Here is a 16,984-nt window from a genome sequence, read left to right as displayed (position 1 = left end):
GCTCTCTTTTTTTATGCGACGGATAAACGTGTTAGTCGAATAAGCGGTCAATGCGCCAGGAAGTTCTGGATGACCCGACTGCCGAAGTAGGAGAGCGTCAGCAACAGTGCGCCGATCAGGTTGAACCACACCACCCGGCGTCCGCGCCAGCCTTCGTGATAGTGTCCCCAGAGCAGCAGAATGTAGACAAACCATGCCAGCAGGGAGAACAACGCCTTATGAAGGTTCTCTTTATTGCTGAGCAAATCGTTCATGTAGATAAGGCCGGTACATAACGTTAGCGTCAGTAGAATGACGCCAATCTGGGTTATGTGGAACATCTTGCGCTCGATGCCCAGCAGAGGCGGCATGTCAGCAGTAAATCCCAGTTTTTTGGTTTTCAGCATGTAATCCAGTAATGCCAATTGCAGCGCATACAACGCGGCAATCATCAGCGTGGCATAGGCAAACAGCGCCAGACCAATGTGCACCATTAGACCAGGCATCGCTTCGAGGTGGGTAATAAACTCACCTGGCATGAAACTGGCGAACGCCAGATTTATAAACGCAAAGGTATAGACGATGGGCAGCAGAAACCAGCCGCGATTGCGCGATGCCACTACGGTCATCACCGTGCAAATAATCAGGCTGACGAGGGAGCCAATGTTCAACAGACTCAGGTTTTGCCCGATCTGGACATCGAAAATTCGCTGATACAAAGCCACTGCATGGCAGACCAGGGCGATCGTAGCGGATACCACTGCCAGACGGCGGTAGGTTCCGTTTTTTCGCACCAGACTAGGAATGATTAATCCCAGGCTGAGGAAATAGGCCGCTAAAGCTACAATGGCGAAGACAGACATAGCGATAGGTTATTCAATATCAACTGAGTAAAATGAAGGGTCAGTATAGCCTTAGTCGTCACCGCCACCAACCAGTTATCCGTGTCGGCGCACGCAGATTGGTCTGGCTTTCGTGTTATACTCCTCGCTGTTCGCGTCGCGGTAGCGGCCAGTTTCACATTGAGCATGAGATATGTTTGAAAATTTAACCGATCGACTATCGCGCACTCTGCGCAATATCAGCGGCCGTGGGCGGCTGACGGAAGACAATATCAAGGATACGCTGCGTGAAGTCCGTATGGCGCTGCTGGAAGCCGACGTGGCGTTGCCAGTGGTACGTGACTTTATCAACCGTGTAAAAGAGCAGGCGGTTGGTCACGAAGTCAACAAAAGCCTGACGCCGGGACAAGAGTTCGTCAAGATTGTGCAGAACGAGCTGGTAACCGCCATGGGCGAGGTCAACCAGGCGCTCAATCTGGCTGCTCAGCCACCAGCGGTGGTGCTGATGGCGGGCCTGCAAGGGGCGGGGAAAACCACCAGTGTTGGTAAGCTGGGCAAATTCCTGCGTGAAAAACAGAAGAAGAAAGTACTGGTGGTGTCGGCGGACGTGTACCGCCCGGCGGCGATCAAACAGTTGGAAACGTTGGCGCAGACCGTCGGCGTTGATTTCTTCCCCTCGGAAGCGCATGAAAAACCTATCGACATCGTTAATCGTGCGTTGCAGCACGCCAAACTGAAATTCTACGATGTTCTGCTGGTGGATACTGCTGGTCGTTTGCATGTCGATGACGCCATGATGGATGAAATCAAGCAGGTTCATGCGTCGATCAATCCGGTCGAAACGCTGTTTGTGGTTGACGCCATGACCGGCCAGGATGCAGCGAATACAGCTAAAGCCTTTAACGAAGCATTGCCGTTGACTGGGGTGATTCTGACTAAGATTGATGGTGATGCCCGTGGTGGTGCAGCGCTGTCTATCCGTCATATTACGGGTAAACCCATCAAGTTCCTGGGCGTCGGCGAAAAGACTGATGCGCTGGAGCCGTTCTACCCGGATCGTATCGCTTCACGTATTCTCGGTATGGGCGACGTGCTCTCGCTGATTGAGGAACTGGAAAGCAAGGTCGACCGTTCTCAGGCCGAGAAACTGGCTAAAAAACTGAAGAAAGGTGATGGATTTGATCTGACCGATTTTCTGGATCAGCTAAAACAGATGCGCAACATGGGCGGCATGGCTAGCATGATGAGCAAGCTGCCGGGTATGGGGCAGATTCCGGATAACGTGAAATCGCAGATGGATGACAAGGTATTGGTGCGAATGGAGGCGATCATCAATTCCATGACGTTGCAGGAGCGCGCCAAGCCGGAAATCATCAAGGGTTCGCGTAAGCGCCGCATTGCGATGGGATCCGGGATGCAGGTGCAGGATGTCAACCGACTGCTGAAACAGTTTGATGATATGCAGCGCATGATGAAAAAAATGAAAAATGGGGGCCTGGCTAAGATGATGCGAGGCATGAAAGGGATGATGCCGCCAGGTTTTCCAGGCCGTTAAGTCGTGAATATGTGACCCCGACGGAAAAGTCGATGGTGTGAATGCATGGTTTTAGATTGCTTTTTGCACCAAAATGAGTAAAATCTTCGGGCTTTTTATATGACACTGGGCCCCGTTCCTCGATGGGGCCCGGTTGTTTTATTAACTAAAGAGGATGTTATGGTAACAATTCGTTTGGCACGTGGCGGCGCTAAAAAACGCCCGTTCTATCAAGTCGTTGTGACCGATAGCCGCAATGCGCGCGACGGTCGTTTCATTGAGCGCGTAGGTTTCTTCAACCCGATCGCTACCGGTAAAGCTGAAGGCCTGCGCCTGGATCTTGACCGTATCGAGCATTGGGTTGGTCAGGGGGCTACTGTTTCTGATCGCGTTTCTGCGCTGATCAAAGACGCGAAGAAAGCAGCGTAATCTGTTGCGGTGGTGGTAATGAGCAAGCAACTCAGCCCGAAAGCCCCGGTCAACCCGATTACATTGGGGAAAATGGGGTCGACGTACGGCATCAAAGGTTGGCTCAGGGTATTTTCATCCACCGAAGACGCCGAAAGCATTTTTGATTATCAACCTTGGTTCATCCGGAATAAAGGGCTGTGGCAACCGATCGAGATCGAGAGCTGGCGGCACCATAATCAGGACCTGGTCATCAAAATCAAAGATATTGACGATCGGGATGCGGCGAATTTACTGACTAATTGCGAAATTGTCGTGGATTCGGCCCAGTTGCCTGAACTGGGTGAGGGTGATTATTACTGGAAAGATCTTATTGGCTGCGATGTCGTCACCGTAGGTGGCTATGAGCTGGGAAAAGTCATCGATATGATGGAAACCGGTTCTAATGACGTTCTGGTAGTAAGAGCTAACCTAAAAGATGCTTACGGAGTCAAGGAACGGTTGATTCCGTTTCTGACCGAGCAGGTTATCAAGCACGTTGACCTGTCTACGCATCGTATTGAAGTAGACTGGGATCCTGGTTTTTGAACTCTGTAAAATCTGCAGTTAATGAGTGGAACGGTGCTATGTGGATTGGGGTGATTAGCCTGTTTCCTGAGATGTTCCGCGCTATTACTGATTATGGAGTCACTGGCCGGGCAGTTAAAAATGGCCTGCTGAGCGTACAGTACTGGAGTCCTCGCGACTTCACTTACGATCGGCATCGCACGGTGGATGATCGCCCTTATGGCGGTGGCCCCGGTATGTTGATGATGGTGCAACCCTTACGGGATGCTATCCACGCAGCAAAAGCAGCGGCAGGCGAAGGGGCTCGGGTGATTTATCTGTCACCGCAGGGTCGCAAACTGGATCAGCAAGGCGTAAGCCAGCTCGCCACACATCAGAAGATGATTCTGGTTTGTGGAAGGTACGAGGGCATTGATGAACGTGTCATCAAAACCGAAATTGACGAAGAATGGTCAATCGGTGACTACGTTCTCAGTGGTGGTGAACTACCTGCAATGACGCTGATTGATTCTGTCGCCCGGTTTATTCCCGGCGTGCTGGGTCATGAAGCTTCGGCACAAGAAGATTCTTTTGCCGATGGGTTGTTGGATTGTCCTCACTACACTCGGCCTGAAGTGTTGGAAGGTATGGATGTACCGGCGGTATTGCTGTCGGGCAACCATGCGGAAATACGCCGCTGGCGTTTGAAGCAGTCGCTGGGCCGAACCTGGCTTAGAAGACCTGAACTTCTGAAAAGCCTAGCTCTGACTGACGAGCAAGCAACGTTGTTGACTGAGTTTCAACAGGAATATCAGTCCGAACAACAATGAGTATTAGGGGGCCGTTGCGGCAGTGCCGGACGAACCCATATATCAGTTTACCTAGGGTAAGAGACATATTATGAGCAATATTATCAAGCAGCTTGAACAAGAGCAGATGAAGCAAGACGTACCTGCATTCCGTCCGGGTGACACCGTGGAAGTTAAGGTATGGGTCGTTGAAGGTTCCAAAAAACGTCTGCAGGCATTCGAGGGCGTGGTTATCGCAATTCGTAACCGCGGTCTGCACTCTGCATTCACTGTTCGCAAGATTTCCAACGGCGAAGGCGTAGAGCGCGTATTCCAGACGCACTCTCCGGTAGTGGACAGCATTACCGTTAAGCGCCGTGGTGCTGTGCGTAAAGCCAAACTGTACTACCTGCGTGAGCGTGCTGGTAAGTCTGCTCGTATCAAAGAGCGCCTTAACTAAGCATACGCTTTCGCAACATCCGAAAGCGATAAGGGGTGGCATTTGCCACCCCTTTTTTATTTGGAGTCTTATCCGTGTTATGCGGCTTTCTCTGTTTTCCTGGCGATCACGGTAGGATACATCCTCATGCGATCATCAATAAAATGTATGTCGCTGAATCCCGCTTGTTCCAACTGACGCTGTGTCTGGGTATAGGTGCGGAATGCAGTCCATCTGGCTTCCAGAATGCGTGAAAACAGTAAGTGCTGTAAGGGAAGCAAGCGCTGCTCTTCCTCGGTGACCTGCCAGGTCGATTCTGCCGATAACACCGGGGGGGGCGTTAGAAAACTGGTGATCAACGTCCCCCCAGGTTTTAGTGCCTGATTGAATGCTCGATAGAGTGCTGTCACTTTTTCATCATCTGGCTCATAAACGTTGAGTCCATTACTCGTCAGGACATCTACGGGTTCTGGCAATTGTAATGACCAGGCATCGCACTGCAGCAACGTGATACGATCGTCGCAATGCTGCTGTTGAGCCAGTGCGTTCGCGGCCTCCAGCGCTTGCATATCCAAGTCTACGCCGATTAATCGCACATCCTGATAATGTGAATAATCCAGCAGCAGCAAGTCTCCCATCAGACCACAAGGTACAGAAGCCAGTACCATATCGTCATGTAACCGTGATTGTAACTGCTGGCGGAAAATACTGAACCGCTCACGGGTAGCAAGTACCGCGGGTAATCGTTCGTAGATTAATTTTTCCAGATCACTGTTGGATGACCGCGTGGCGAAAGCGGAAGGGTAAGTGACCAAATGGTGAGTCCAGTAAGCGTTCAGCCCTCGATGTGCCAGAAGAAATTGCCCAAGGTCGAATGTCCCCAGCTCCTCTGCAATTGCGATTTGTTCTTCCACTGTGGCACCAGGGAGATCACCAGACTGGCGGATCCTCGTTCTGACGGCATCGAGAGTAGCTTGATGATCATCAGGTGACGTTGAGTGATGAGACAGTAGCTGTCCTTGTCCGGAATGCGATGACGTGCTTTTCATAATGAAGTCCTGTTTGCCAGCTTATTGCGTGATGGGTGAAGGTCTGACCAGGGCAATGATGGCAAACAAAACGAATGCGTATGTTCAATTCCATTTGGCATCAGTATCTAGTTTCAAATTGTTATGATTTAGTTGGGTTATTATAAGTTTGGTTCATCACTGACGGTAGATGATTTATCCGAAAATCTTCTCAGTGGGTAATAAAATAGAGTGGGTAATAAAATAGTCAGGTTGCGGACAAGCTCATTGGTATGGTGGGTGAACGTGGGGATAGTGGGATGCTCGCTGCCAGCGAGGGGGGCTGGCTGGGTTCATACCGAGCTACCTGGGCTTAGTCGCAGTTATTGGCAGCTGAGAGGCAACGTGTTGCGAAAATTAGTAGATTGACCTGTTATGGCTGGTCGATTCATCCACTGCGCGTTGCCATAATTTTTTCAACTTTTCTGCATCATTGACGCTGTCGCAGCTAGCCGGGAAGGGTTTTCCTGCTTGCCCCCAGACGGTGACATTATTGGGGTGGCACCATTCCGTCTGCCCCGCCCGATACCCGTTCAGATAGGCATGGCGATCAACATCCGGATTGCCAAACCATTCCGACAGTGTTTCGTTATCTCTCACAAACATACCGCTGGTGGCGTCTTTATATCCCGCGTCATACCAGAAATTGGACTCACTTTTAGTTGGCGATACCGATGGAATGGACTGGCACCCGACGAGGAGTAACAACCCTACCAGCACTATACCCTTTCTCATGATCGAACCTATTTTTACAGCGTCAGAATGGAGACATACGGCCTAATATTACGCAATTTCCTATTTTTCTTTTAATGATTTCAGTGTGCTGTGCCTGTTTGGCGCTCTTCACTCAATTTAGCGGTATGCCCAACAACATACAAACATACAGTGATAGCCGTGGCTGAGATGCGTTGTCGTGACGCCAAATCACTTGTGTATATTTTTATTTACACGTGGTGTGGTCAGTGGTCGCTGCTTTCGTCAGTTATGTGGTTTATCAACGGTTAAGCAAGTAGTCAGTGTTTGTTCTACGAAGGCATGTTATCTGCACTCGTCAAATATCAGCAGTAACATCATCAAGCTTCGAAATCACTTTAGAATGGCCGATTTTCCGCTGCCAAATGCCAGGGAGGCGGTGATAGCGTGATGACACCGTGCTTTCAATGCATTACCGAATTCGGTGGTGAGATTCGCCCAATAGGTACTAACCCGTTTTGTGAGTACCAATCGGCCTTACGGGAGTAATTTTAACTTTACACCTATGGCTTGAAAAATTTACGACCTGTGTGTTAAGGTGTGAGCCTGTTACCGACAATGACGAAATAGCTCCCTTCATACCAAAGGAACATACAGGATCATCATCATGCAAAAAGACACGCTCAATAATATTAATATCAGCGCCGAACAGGTTCTTATTACTCCCGACGAACTGAAAGCCAAATTCCCGCTCAATGAGCCGGAACAGCAGGCGATTGCTCTGTCGCGGAAAACCATTGCTGACATTATTCATGGCAACGACAAACGTCTGCTGGTGGTGTGTGGTCCCTGTTCTATTCATGATACGGATGCCGCGCTCGATTACGCGCGTCGTCTGCAATCCCTGTCAGCCGAATTGAGCGATCGGCTGTATATCGTCATGCGTGTCTATTTTGAAAAACCCCGTACCACTGTTGGCTGGAAAGGGTTGATCAATGATCCCTACATGGATGGTTCCTTTGATATGGAGGCGGGGTTGCATATCGCCCGCGATTTGCTGCTTAAGCTGGTAAACATGGGGTTACCGCTGGCGACTGAAGCGCTGGACCCGAATAGCCCGCAATACCTGGGGGATTTGTTCAGCTGGTCGGCGATTGGCGCCAGAACCACCGAATCCCAGACTCACCGCGAGATGGCTTCTGGGTTATCCATGCCGGTGGGCTTCAAAAACGGCACTGACGGTAGCCTTGGCACCGCCATTAACGCCATGAAAGCCGCGTCAATGCCGCATCGCTTTGTCGGTATCAATCAGAGCGGTCAGGTTTGTTTATTGCAGACGCAGGGAAATCCGGATGGACATGTGATCCTGCGTGGCGGCAAAAAGCCGAATTACAGCGCGGAAGACGTGGCTGAGTGTGAAAAACAGATGCACGATGCAGGACTGAATCCGGCGCTGATGATAGATTGTAGCCACGGTAACTCCAGCAAAGACTACCGTCGGCAGCCACTGGTGGTGGAGTCGGTGATCGAGCAGATCAAATCCGGTAACCGCTCTATTATCGGGCTGATGCTGGAGAGCCATATCCACGAGGGCAATCAGTCTTCCGAGCAACCACGTGCCGACATGCGTTACGGGGTATCGGTGACGGATGCCTGCATCAGTTGGGAAAGTACAGAGACATTGCTGCGCTCGGTTCATAACGAGCTGAGTGTACGAAGCGTCAATCAGTAAGGAGAAGAACAGATGGTCGCTGAACTGACCGCATTGCGTGATCAGATAGATGAGGTAGATAAAGCATTATTGGCGTTGTTGTCGCGTCGGCTACGTCTGGTGGCGGAAGTCGGCGAGGTAAAGAGCCGTTATGGTTTGCCAATTTATGCGCCTGATCGGGAAGCAGCGATGCTGAGTTCACGACGTAAGGAAGCAGAAGCGCTGGGTGTTCCCGCGGATTTGATTGAGGATGTTCTGCGTCGGGTGATGCGGGAGTCCTATGCCAGCGAGAATGACAAAGGGTTTAAAACGCTCTTCCCCTCACTGCGCCCGATTGTGATTGTGGGGGGGCGTGGTCAGATGGGACGTCTGTTTGACAGAATGCTGACGCTGTCCGGCTATCAGGTTCGTATCCTGGAGCAGGAAGACTGGCCACAGGCGGAGACGTTGCTGGCGGATGCCGGTATGGTGATCGTCAGTGTGCCAATCCATGTCACCGAACAGGTTATTGCCCGTCTGCCTCGGTTGCCGGATGACTGTATTTTGGTGGATTTGGCATCGGTCAAGAACGCTCCGCTGCAAGCGATGTTGGCGGCACATCAAGGGCCGGTGCTGGGGTTACACCCGATGTTCGGCCCGGATATCGGCAGCCTGGCCAAACAGGTCGTCGTATATTGTGACGGACGCCAGCCGGAGGCCTACCAGTGGTTGCTGGAGCAGATCCAGGTGTGGGGGGCCCGGCTTCATCGCACCAGTGCGGTGGAGCACGACCAAAACATGGCGTTTATTCAGGCGTTGCGCCATTTCGCAACGTTTGCTTATGGTGTGCATCTGGCGGAAGAAAATGTACAACTGGAACAATTGCTGGCGCTCTCTTCGCCGATATACCGGCTTGAATTGGCGATGGTAGGGCGGTTGTTCGCGCAGGACCCGCAGCTCTATGCCGACATTATCATGTCTTCCGAGAACAATCTGGCCCTGATCAAACGTTACTACCAGCGTTTTGGCGAGGCGATCACATTACTGGAAGCAGGAGATAAAGCGGCGTTTGTCAGCAGCTTTAAGAAAGTCGAGCACTGGTTTGGTGATTATTCGCGGCGATTCATGGCGGAAAGTCGTACACTGCTGCGTCAGGCGAACGATATCCGACAGTAGTGCAAACGACGTTGATGGTTTTCTGAAAAGCCACCCTCGCTGAGAGGGTGGCTTTTTATTACCAGTAGCAGAAGCATATCTTCTGGCTGATTCTGATGTGGCATCCGTTATGACGGTTCTACCGGCACCACATTTTCGCTAGGGTAGCAGCCGAGTACCTTGAGCGAGCGGGTAATCGCGGCCAGACCTTGTAGCGCTTTACGGGTATTGTCGTTGCGCAGATTGGCCTGCACATCAATATAAAACATCTCTTCCCACGGATTGCCGTTGATCGGCCGAGACTCCAGTTTTGTCATTACGATGCCATGCTCGCGCAGCACCAGCAGCGCTTCCACCAGTGCGCCGGATTGCTGTCCGGTCGCCATGATTAAGGTGGTTTTAGCTGGTACTTGTTCGGTGACATCGATCGGCTTGCGAGCCAGTACGATGAATCGGGTGATGTTTTGCGCCTGATTGGCCAGATTGTGTTCCAGCACCTGTAACCGATAAAGCATTCCACCGGCTTCGCTGCCCAGCGCGGCGGCATGTGGTGAATTAAGTTCTGCAACCTTCGCCATCGCAGCGGCAGTGCTTTCGCAGTACTCGATTTTCCAGTGTGGAAAACGGTTGATGAAATGGCTGCACTGCTGGAAAGGCTGTGGGTGGCTGTAAACAGTCTGGATCTGATCCAACTGCGTGTCCACAGCGACCAGCACGCAATGATCGATAGGTGTGGTCAGTTCACCGACAATGGACAACCCAGTGTGTTGCAGCAGGTCGTAGACATCGTTGATTGAGCCGGAGCTGGTGTTTTCTATCGGCAGCACGGCGTAATCGGCCTGGCCGGTTTCCACCAGGCTAATGATGTCCTGAAAACGCTGGCAGCCGCATTCAATAATCTGGTCAAAATGGCGGGCGGCATACTGACGGGCGGCTAAATGAGAGTAAGAGCCTTTGGGGCCGAGGAAAGCGACGCGAGCGGAGTGCGACTCGCCAGCGTTGAGGTGCTGCTGCAGTAATGCCTGTTGAGTCAGTACCGAATCTTCAATAATCAACTGGAACAGACGGGTAATGTAGTGACCGTCGAGCTGCCGCTTTTTGCCTTCTTCTGCCAGCCGGGACAGTAAATCCCGTTCGCGCTCTTTATCGCGAATGGGGCGATGGGAGTGTTGTTTGGCTCGCGCTACATCTAACGCCAGTTCCCTCCGTTGTGCTAACAGTTCGAGCAGTTGCATATCCAGCGCGGTAATGCGCTCGCGCAGTGCCAGTAATGGATTATCGGTCATGGTATGTACCTGTTTGCTGTCCAATAAAAAAGCCTCCTGATTCAGGAGGCTTTTTTTGTTCGTCTTCGTATTCTTACTCACACGACAAATCGCCCCCCGCATCGGGGAGAGTAAAGAAGAATACGAAGAAGAACGGTTGTGGCGTCATGTCATCAAATCCTTGTTGGGAATGTTGATTAAGGTAACTGTTGCCTTTTCATCCTGTCAATACAAAATCGCCGGGAGCGATGTATTGGTCTATCAAGGGTGGAGGAACGTTAACCATAAAAAACGCGCCTTGCGGCGCGTTTCAGGCAACAAACAGAATTTGTTATTAAAATGGATGCGCGGTGGTTGCGCCATCCAGTCCAACTATTCTGCTGAGGCCTGCAGATTGACATCTTTGATGCAACTGTCCGCACGGCGTGCTTCGCCTTTGTGTTGAACCTTGTTCAGCTGTCGTTCCAGTTTTGTGATGAGTTCATTGACAGCGGTATACATATCTTCGTGTTTGGCGCTGGCCACCAACGGGCCATTGGGTGTACTGATGGTGGCATCGACCACAAAACCCTGCGGCTCTCTAGACAGGATAATATGCGGATTAATCAGGTGAGTCTGCCATTTATCCAGTTTGCTGAGACGGTCTTCGACATGCTGACGTATTGCGGGGGTAATATCCATCTGCTTACTGGTAATGTTGATAGTCATAAAAACTTACCTCTCTGCCTTTTCCGTCTTGGGTGAATTCAGCATACCCCTAGTCGATGCAAAGTGGGTGACTTTGATCACTTTTTTTGGTCACTTTTCCGTCATGTGAATTGATTTGTGAGCGGCCTTGTGGAACCGGTGTGGCGCGCTTGTCGCCTAGCCAGGGCTGTGCCATTATCTATTGGATGTATTGGCGGGATTATCCGGTTACATTCAGGATGACCGGCGATAGATCAGAAAAACAGAGCAAAAAAAACGGCAACCGGAGTTGCCGTGGTAATAGGGTTTCAGGCGTTTCTTCAGGCGGAAGGGTTGGCGGCGATGATTTTAGCTACCTTGTCGGCCTGCGCAGTCAATTGCAGTTCCCGATAGGCATTTTCCATCAGCGGCAGTGCGATGCGCGTTGCCTGCGTATCCGGATAGTCCTTCAACATTTGCTCTACACGGTTAACCACGGCGACATAAGCGCCGCGTTTCGTGTAATACTGTGCGACAGAAAGCTCATACTTAGCCAGACGTTCTTTCAGGAATGCCAGGCGCTTGCTGGCGTCTGTGGCGTATTGGCTGTTCGGGTAACCCTGAAGCAACTGGTTGAAAGCTTTAAACGCCGAACGAGCATACTGAGGATCACGGTCTGAACGGTCGACGCCGAAGAAGCCTTGCAACATACTATCATCTTGCGCCATGTTGGTCAGCCCACGCATGTAAAGTACATAGTCTACGTTCGGGTGCGTCGGGTTCAGGCGGATGAAACGATCAATCGACGCCTGAGCCAACGGCAACTCGGCGGATTTGTAATAGGCGTAAATCAGGTCCAATTGGACTTGCTGGGAGTAAGGGCCGAATGGATAACGGTTATCCAGCGCTTCCAACTGCGTGATGGCGGCTTTAAAGTTGCCGTCCTGCAGTTTCTCCTGGGCGGTGGCATACAGTTCTGAAGGTGGACGGTCGGGAACCGCATCTTTGGAATTGGAGCAACCAGCCAGCGTCAGGCTCAACGTGGCAGCAGCCACCAGGTATTTCATACGCGTCATGACGATTTGATTATCCTCAGAGTGTTTTTCCGGGAAACTGTCCGTTAAGCTCCCGATTAAGACCAGCTACAATGGTACATTATTTTAAACGGCATCGCCGTTAAAACCCAACGTTAATAAGAAGCAGCATATTATGTCCCAACAAGTACAACTCACCGCGACGGTAGCCGAATCTCAACTTGGCCAACGTTTAGATCAGGCTTTGGCCGAATTGTTCCCTGATTATTCACGTTCACGTATAAAAACGTGGATTTTGGAACAACGGGTACAGATTAACGGCAAGATGGTGGATAAACCAAAAGAGAAAGTGCTTGGCGGGGAATCTGTCGCTATTGATGCTTTGATCGAAGAAGACGCCCGCTGGGAAGCGCAGCCGATCTCGCTGGATATCGTCTATGAAGACGAAGACATACTGGTGATCAATAAACCGCGTGATCTGGTCGTGCATCCTGGCGCTGGTAATCCTGACGGCACCGTGCTGAACGCGCTATTGCATCACTATCCGGAGATCGTCGATGTGCCGCGTGCGGGGATTGTCCATCGTCTGGATAAGGACACCACCGGTCTGATGGTAGTGGCCAAGACTGTACCGGCCCAGACCCGGTTGGTGGAATCGCTTCAGGCGCGTGAAATTACCCGTGAATATGAAGCGGTGGCGATCGGCACGATGACGGCAGGTGGCACAGTAGAGGAGCCGATTGCCCGTCACTCCACCAAACGTACGCACATGGCAGTACACCCGATGGGAAAGCCAGCCGTGACACATTATCGCATCATGGAGCATTTCCGTGCGCACACCCGTCTGCGTTTGCGATTGGAAACGGGCCGAACCCACCAGATTCGCGTCCACATGGCGCACATCAACCATCCGCTGGTGGGCGACCCATTGTATGGTGGTCGTCCGCGTCTGCCTAAAGGCGCTTCTGAGGAATTTATCGAGACGCTGCGCAATTTTGACCGTCAGGCGCTGCACGCTACCATGTTGCGCCTTTATCATCCTATCAGCGGTATCGAGATGGAGTGGCACGCTCCTCTACCGCAGGATATGGTGGATCTGATTGCCGCGTTAAAAGCGGATACCGATGTGTTTAAAGATCAACTTGATTGGTGATGACATGGCGTCTGGCAGCATGATATTAACCCCCGACTGGCCTGCTCCGGCGACGGTACGGGCCTGTAGCACCACTCGTCTTGGCGGCGTCAGTGGTGCGCCGTATGGCTCGCTCAATCTGGGTAATCATGTGGGAGACGACCCATTGCATGTGCAGGACAATCGGCAACGTCTGGTCGCCGCGGCTGGATTGCCGGTCATGCCGCATTGGCTGGAGCAGGTGCATGGCACACAGGTGGTTAACCTCGATCAGACATCGCCTGCTTCACTGACGGGCGATGCCGCTTATACCACCCGCAAGGATCGGGTATGCGCGGTAATGACTGCCGATTGTCTGCCGGTCCTGTTCTGCTCCACCGATGGTCGTGAAGTGGCGGCGGCACATGCTGGCTGGCGCGGTTTGCAAGCTGGGGTGCTGGAGCAGACCCTGAGCCATTTTCGTGCTCGCCCGGTCGATATTTTGGCATGGATGGGTCCAGCGATCGGTCCGCTTCAATTCGAAGTCGGTGGCGAGGTTCGCGAGGCTTTTCTACAGGGTAACCCTGACGCTGATAATGCTTTTATCCCTCGTAATGGTAAATTTCTCGCCAATATCTACCAGTTGGCCCGTTTACGTTTACAGGCCGCTGGCGTCAGCCTGGTGTTTGGCGGCGACGATTGTACGGTCAGTGACGCAGACCGGTTTTTCTCCTATCGACGTGATGGAACGACCGGACGTATGGCAACTTTGATTTGGCTGATATAACCTATTGAATTAAGACGATCCGGAGGATTAACGTTTTTCCTTCTATTATTACTGGCAAAATCATCTTGAATTTTTGAGGGATGACCTCACTTAATCTCCAGTAGCAATTTTGACCAGTATGTATGGGAGGAGTTATGCGTCTGGATCGTCTTACCAATAAGTTCCAGCTTGCCCTCGCTGATGCCCAATCTCTCGCCCTCGGACGAGATCATCAATTCATTGAGCCGCTGCATTTGATGAGTGCCCTTCTGAATCAGGAAGGGGGCACTGTCGGCCCGTTGTTGACAGCAGCTGGGGCAAACGTGAGCCGTCTTAAAAGTGAAATTGAACAGGCAATCAGCCGATTACCACAGGTGGAAGGCACCGGTGGCGATGTTCAACCGTCCAGCGAGCTGGTACGGACGCTCAATATCTGCGACAAGCTGGCGCAGAAAAAGGGCGACACGTTCATTTCTTCAGAATTATTCGTGCTGGCGGTGTTTGAATCGCGCAGCGCATTGGGTGATCTGCTAAAAAATGCAGGCGCCACTCAACAGAATGTCACTCAGGCTATCGAGCAGGTTCGCGGCGGGCAGCAGGTCGACGAGCAGAGCGCCGAAGACCAGCGTCAGGCACTGAAAAAATTCACGATTGATCTCACAGAGCGTGCCGAACAGGGCAAGTTGGACCCAGTGATTGGCCGTGATGAGGAAATCCGCCGTACCATCCAGGTATTGCAGCGCAGAACCAAAAACAACCCGGTTTTGATCGGTGAGCCTGGCGTCGGGAAAACCGCCATTGTCGAAGGGCTGGCGCAGCGTATCGTTAATGGCGAAGTCCCTGAGGGGCTGAAGAATAAACGCGTGCTGGCGCTCGATATGGGCGCGCTGGTGGCGGGAGCGAAATACCGTGGTGAGTTCGAGGAACGTCTGAAAGGTGTGCTGAACGACCTGTCCAAACAGGAAGGCAATGTCATCCTCTTTATTGACGAATTGCACACCATGGTCGGTGCTGGTAAGGCTGATGGCGCAATGGATGCGGGCAACATGCTCAAGCCTGCGCTGGCGCGCGGCGAGTTGCACTGTGTTGGGGCGACGACGCTGGATGAATATCGTCAATACATTGAAAAGGATGCTGCCCTTGAGCGTCGTTTCCAGAAAGTGTTTGTCGCCGAACCGACCGTTGAAGACACCATCGCCATTCTACGCGGTCTGAAAGAGCGCTATGAGCTGCATCATCACGTGCAAATCACCGATCCGGCGATTGTCGCGGCGGCCATGTTATCTCACCGGTACATTTCCGATCGGAAATTGCCGGATAAAGCGATCGATCTTATTGATGAAGCCGCATCTAGTATCCGTATGCAGATCGATTCCAAACCGGAGCCGCTGGACCGCCTTGATCGCCGCATTATCCAGTTGAAGCTGGAACAACAGGCGTTGAAGAAAGAGTCTGATGAAGCCAGCCTGAAACGTTTGGAGATTCTGAATGCCGAGCTGGAGCAGAAAGAGCGCGAATACTCAAAACTGGAAGAAGAGTGGAAAGCCGAGAAGGCGTCGCTGACGGGCACACAAAATATTAAAGCGGCGCTGGAGCAGGCAAAAATTTCTCTGGAACAGGCAAGACGCCAGGGGGATTTAGGCCAGATGTCGGAATTGCAGTACGGCAAAATTCCTGAGCTGGAAAAACAGCTGGCCGCTGCCACACAGGTTGAAGGCAAAACTATGCGCTTGCTTCGTAATCGGGTAACGGATGCCGAGATTGCCGAAGTGCTTGCCCGCTGGACCGGTATTCCTGTTTCACGGATGCTTGAAAGTGAGCGGGAAAAACTGTTGCGAATGGAGCAGGAGTTGCATCAGCGCGTGATTGGACAGAACGAAGCGGTGGAAGCCGTTGCCAATTCCATTCGCCGTAGCCGCGCCGGATTGTCAGACCCCAACCGTCCCATCGGCTCGTTTCTGTTCCTCGGGCCGACCGGCGTGGGTAAAACTGAATTGTGTAAGACGCTGGCGTCATTCCTGTTCGATAGTGATGACGCTATGGTCCGTATTGATATGTCCGAGTTCATGGAGAAGCATTCAGTTTCTCGCCTGGTAGGCGCACCTCCCGGATATGTCGGTTATGAAGAAGGTGGGTATCTGACTGAAGCGGTACGCCGCCGGCCTTATTCCGTCATCCTGCTGGATGAAGTGGAAAAAGCGCATCCCGATGTGTTCAACATTCTATTGCAGGTGTTAGATGACGGGCGTCTGACTGACGGACAAGGCCGCACGGTGGATTTCCGTAATACGGTGGTTATCATGACTTCCAACCTGGGCTCGGATCTGATCCAGGAACGGTTCGGCGAGATGAATTACAACCAGATGCGTGACATGGTGTTGAGCGTCGTCAGCCATCATTTCCGTCCGGAGTTCATCAACCGTATCGATGAAGTTGTGGTATTTCACCCGCTGGGTAAAAACCATATTACTTCAATTGCGCAGATTCAGTTGCAGCGGCTCTACAAACGTATGGAAGAGCGCGGTTATACCGTCACAATATCCGATGCGGCGTTGGAATTGATCGGCAACTCAGGTTTTGACCCTGTGTACGGCGCCCGGCCATTGAAACGCGCCATCCAGCAGATGATTGAGAATCCGCTGGCGCAACAGATATTGTCAGGGGCTTTGGTTCCTGGCAAACCGGTTACCCTGGATGCGGATGATGAGGCGATTGTGATTCGACAGTAATCGTTATTCTTATGATGAAGCCCGGCTAATGCCGGGCTTTTGCTTTATTTATCGCCTGATAGGGTAGTAAATCGTCATTAATTGGGGTTTTGGTTCAAAATGTGAGCGGTTGAGTTTTTTTTTGAAAATTAGTCTTGTCAGGCCAGAAGAACTCCCTATAATGCGCCTCCACTGACACGGCAACGGCGATGAGCCAGCGCGGTGTGAGGCAGAGAAAATGAAAAAAAGTCGTTGACTCTGAATGAGGAAAGTGTAGTATACGCCACCTCGCG

The 16,984-nt window shown here is 51.7% G+C and carries 16 protein-coding genes and 1 other annotated feature; of the genes, 10 read left to right on the top strand and 6 right to left on the bottom strand.

The window, feature by feature from the left end; genetic code table 11:
- Positions 1-47 precede the first annotated feature (47 nt).
- On the bottom strand, positions 48-842 hold the full coding sequence (locus OB87_RS16580) for a cytochrome C assembly family protein (protein WP_033570519.1): 795 nt from the start codon (positions 840-842) through the stop codon (positions 48-50).
- Between the two features lie 172 nt (positions 843-1,014).
- Here OB87_RS16580 and ffh point away from each other — a divergent pair, with 172 nt between their 5' ends.
- From ffh to rplS, 5 genes are all read left to right on the top strand, one after another.
- Positions 1,015-2,376, top strand: a complete 1,362-nt coding sequence (ffh, locus tag OB87_RS16575) for a signal recognition particle protein (RefSeq protein ID WP_033570518.1) — start codon at positions 1,015-1,017, stop codon at positions 2,374-2,376.
- A 159-nt stretch (positions 2,377-2,535) separates the two neighbouring features.
- Entirely contained in the window at positions 2,536-2,784 is a 249-nt protein-coding gene (rpsP, locus tag OB87_RS16570) for a 30S ribosomal protein S16 (RefSeq protein WP_012768742.1), read from the top strand.
- Positions 2,785-2,802: 18 nt separating this feature from the next.
- Positions 2,803-3,351 carry a ribosome maturation factor RimM gene (rimM, locus tag OB87_RS16565; RefSeq protein ID WP_033570517.1) on the top strand — a complete coding sequence of 183 codons (549 nt, stop codon included), beginning with the start codon at positions 2,803-2,805 and terminating at the stop codon, positions 3,349-3,351.
- A 38-nt stretch (positions 3,352-3,389) separates the two neighbouring features.
- Positions 3,390-4,139, top strand: coding sequence for a tRNA (guanosine(37)-N1)-methyltransferase TrmD (gene trmD / locus OB87_RS16560; protein WP_033570516.1), 750 nt, complete (start codon positions 3,390-3,392; stop codon positions 4,137-4,139).
- A gap of 70 nt (positions 4,140-4,209) precedes the next feature.
- The gene (gene rplS, locus OB87_RS16555) at positions 4,210-4,557 is read left to right on the top strand and encodes a 50S ribosomal protein L19 (RefSeq protein WP_012768745.1); all 348 of its coding nucleotides are present in this window, start codon (positions 4,210-4,212) and stop codon (positions 4,555-4,557) included.
- A gap of 77 nt (positions 4,558-4,634) precedes the next feature.
- Here rplS and OB87_RS16550 read toward each other — a convergent pair whose 3' ends face one another.
- Both OB87_RS16550 and OB87_RS16545 read right to left on the bottom strand, forming a co-directional pair.
- Positions 4,635-5,585, bottom strand: coding sequence for an SAM-dependent methyltransferase (locus OB87_RS16550; protein ID WP_033570515.1), 951 nt, complete (start codon positions 5,583-5,585; stop codon positions 4,635-4,637).
- 375 nt (positions 5,586-5,960) lie between these two features.
- Positions 5,961-6,338: a DUF2799 domain-containing protein gene (locus OB87_RS16545; RefSeq protein ID WP_033570514.1), complete on the bottom strand. Its 378-nt coding sequence runs from the start codon at positions 6,336-6,338 to the stop codon at positions 5,961-5,963.
- 625 nt (positions 6,339-6,963) lie between these two features.
- Here OB87_RS16545 and OB87_RS16540 point away from each other — a divergent pair.
- Positions 6,964-8,028: a 3-deoxy-7-phosphoheptulonate synthase gene (locus tag OB87_RS16540; RefSeq protein ID WP_033570513.1), complete on the top strand. Its 1,065-nt coding sequence runs from the start codon at positions 6,964-6,966 to the stop codon at positions 8,026-8,028.
- A gap of 12 nt (positions 8,029-8,040) precedes the next feature.
- The gene (gene tyrA, locus OB87_RS16535) at positions 8,041-9,162 is read left to right on the top strand and encodes a bifunctional chorismate mutase/prephenate dehydrogenase (protein WP_033570512.1); all 1,122 of its coding nucleotides are present in this window, start codon (positions 8,041-8,043) and stop codon (positions 9,160-9,162) included.
- Positions 9,163-9,269: 107 nt separating this feature from the next.
- On the opposite strand, the gene pheA is transcribed toward tyrA, so the two are convergent.
- The 3 genes from pheA to bamD form a co-directional block, all read right to left on the bottom strand.
- A complete protein-coding gene (gene pheA, locus OB87_RS16530; protein WP_033570553.1) occupies positions 9,270-10,427 on the bottom strand; it encodes a bifunctional chorismate mutase/prephenate dehydratase in 1,158 nt (385 codons plus the stop codon).
- A 22-nt stretch (positions 10,428-10,449) separates the two neighbouring features.
- Positions 10,450-10,576 (bottom strand) — a sequence feature (Phe leader region).
- Positions 10,577-10,778: 202 nt separating this feature from the next.
- Complete coding sequence (raiA, locus tag OB87_RS16525) at positions 10,779-11,114, bottom strand: ribosome-associated translation inhibitor RaiA (protein ID WP_033570511.1); 336 nt, start codon at positions 11,112-11,114, stop codon at positions 10,779-10,781.
- 299 nt (positions 11,115-11,413) lie between these two features.
- Complete coding sequence (gene bamD / locus OB87_RS16520) at positions 11,414-12,148, bottom strand: outer membrane protein assembly factor BamD (RefSeq protein WP_033570510.1); 735 nt, start codon at positions 12,146-12,148, stop codon at positions 11,414-11,416.
- Between the two features lie 133 nt (positions 12,149-12,281).
- On the opposite strand from bamD, the gene rluD reads away from it, so the two are divergent.
- From rluD to clpB, 3 genes are all read left to right on the top strand, one after another.
- Complete coding sequence (gene rluD, locus OB87_RS16515) at positions 12,282-13,259, top strand: 23S rRNA pseudouridine(1911/1915/1917) synthase RluD (protein WP_033570509.1); 978 nt, start codon at positions 12,282-12,284, stop codon at positions 13,257-13,259.
- Between the two features lie 19 nt (positions 13,260-13,278).
- On the top strand, positions 13,279-14,004 hold the full coding sequence (gene yfiH / locus OB87_RS16510; protein WP_033570552.1) for a purine nucleoside phosphorylase YfiH: 726 nt from the start codon (positions 13,279-13,281) through the stop codon (positions 14,002-14,004).
- 134 nt (positions 14,005-14,138) lie between these two features.
- Positions 14,139-16,712 (top strand): ATP-dependent chaperone ClpB, encoded by a 2,574-nt coding sequence (gene clpB, locus OB87_RS16505; protein ID WP_033570508.1) that lies wholly within the window; start codon positions 14,139-14,141, stop codon positions 16,710-16,712.
- Positions 16,713-16,984: the final 272 nt, after the last annotated feature.

Origin of the sequence: Dickeya undicola, from assembly GCF_000784735.1 — a bacterium.
In the GTDB taxonomy this organism is placed as follows: Bacteria; Pseudomonadota; Gammaproteobacteria; order Enterobacterales; family Enterobacteriaceae; genus Dickeya; species Dickeya undicola.
The sequence above is the reverse complement of the archived record's forward strand: the minus strand, read 5'-3'. Positions and strand labels throughout refer to the sequence as shown.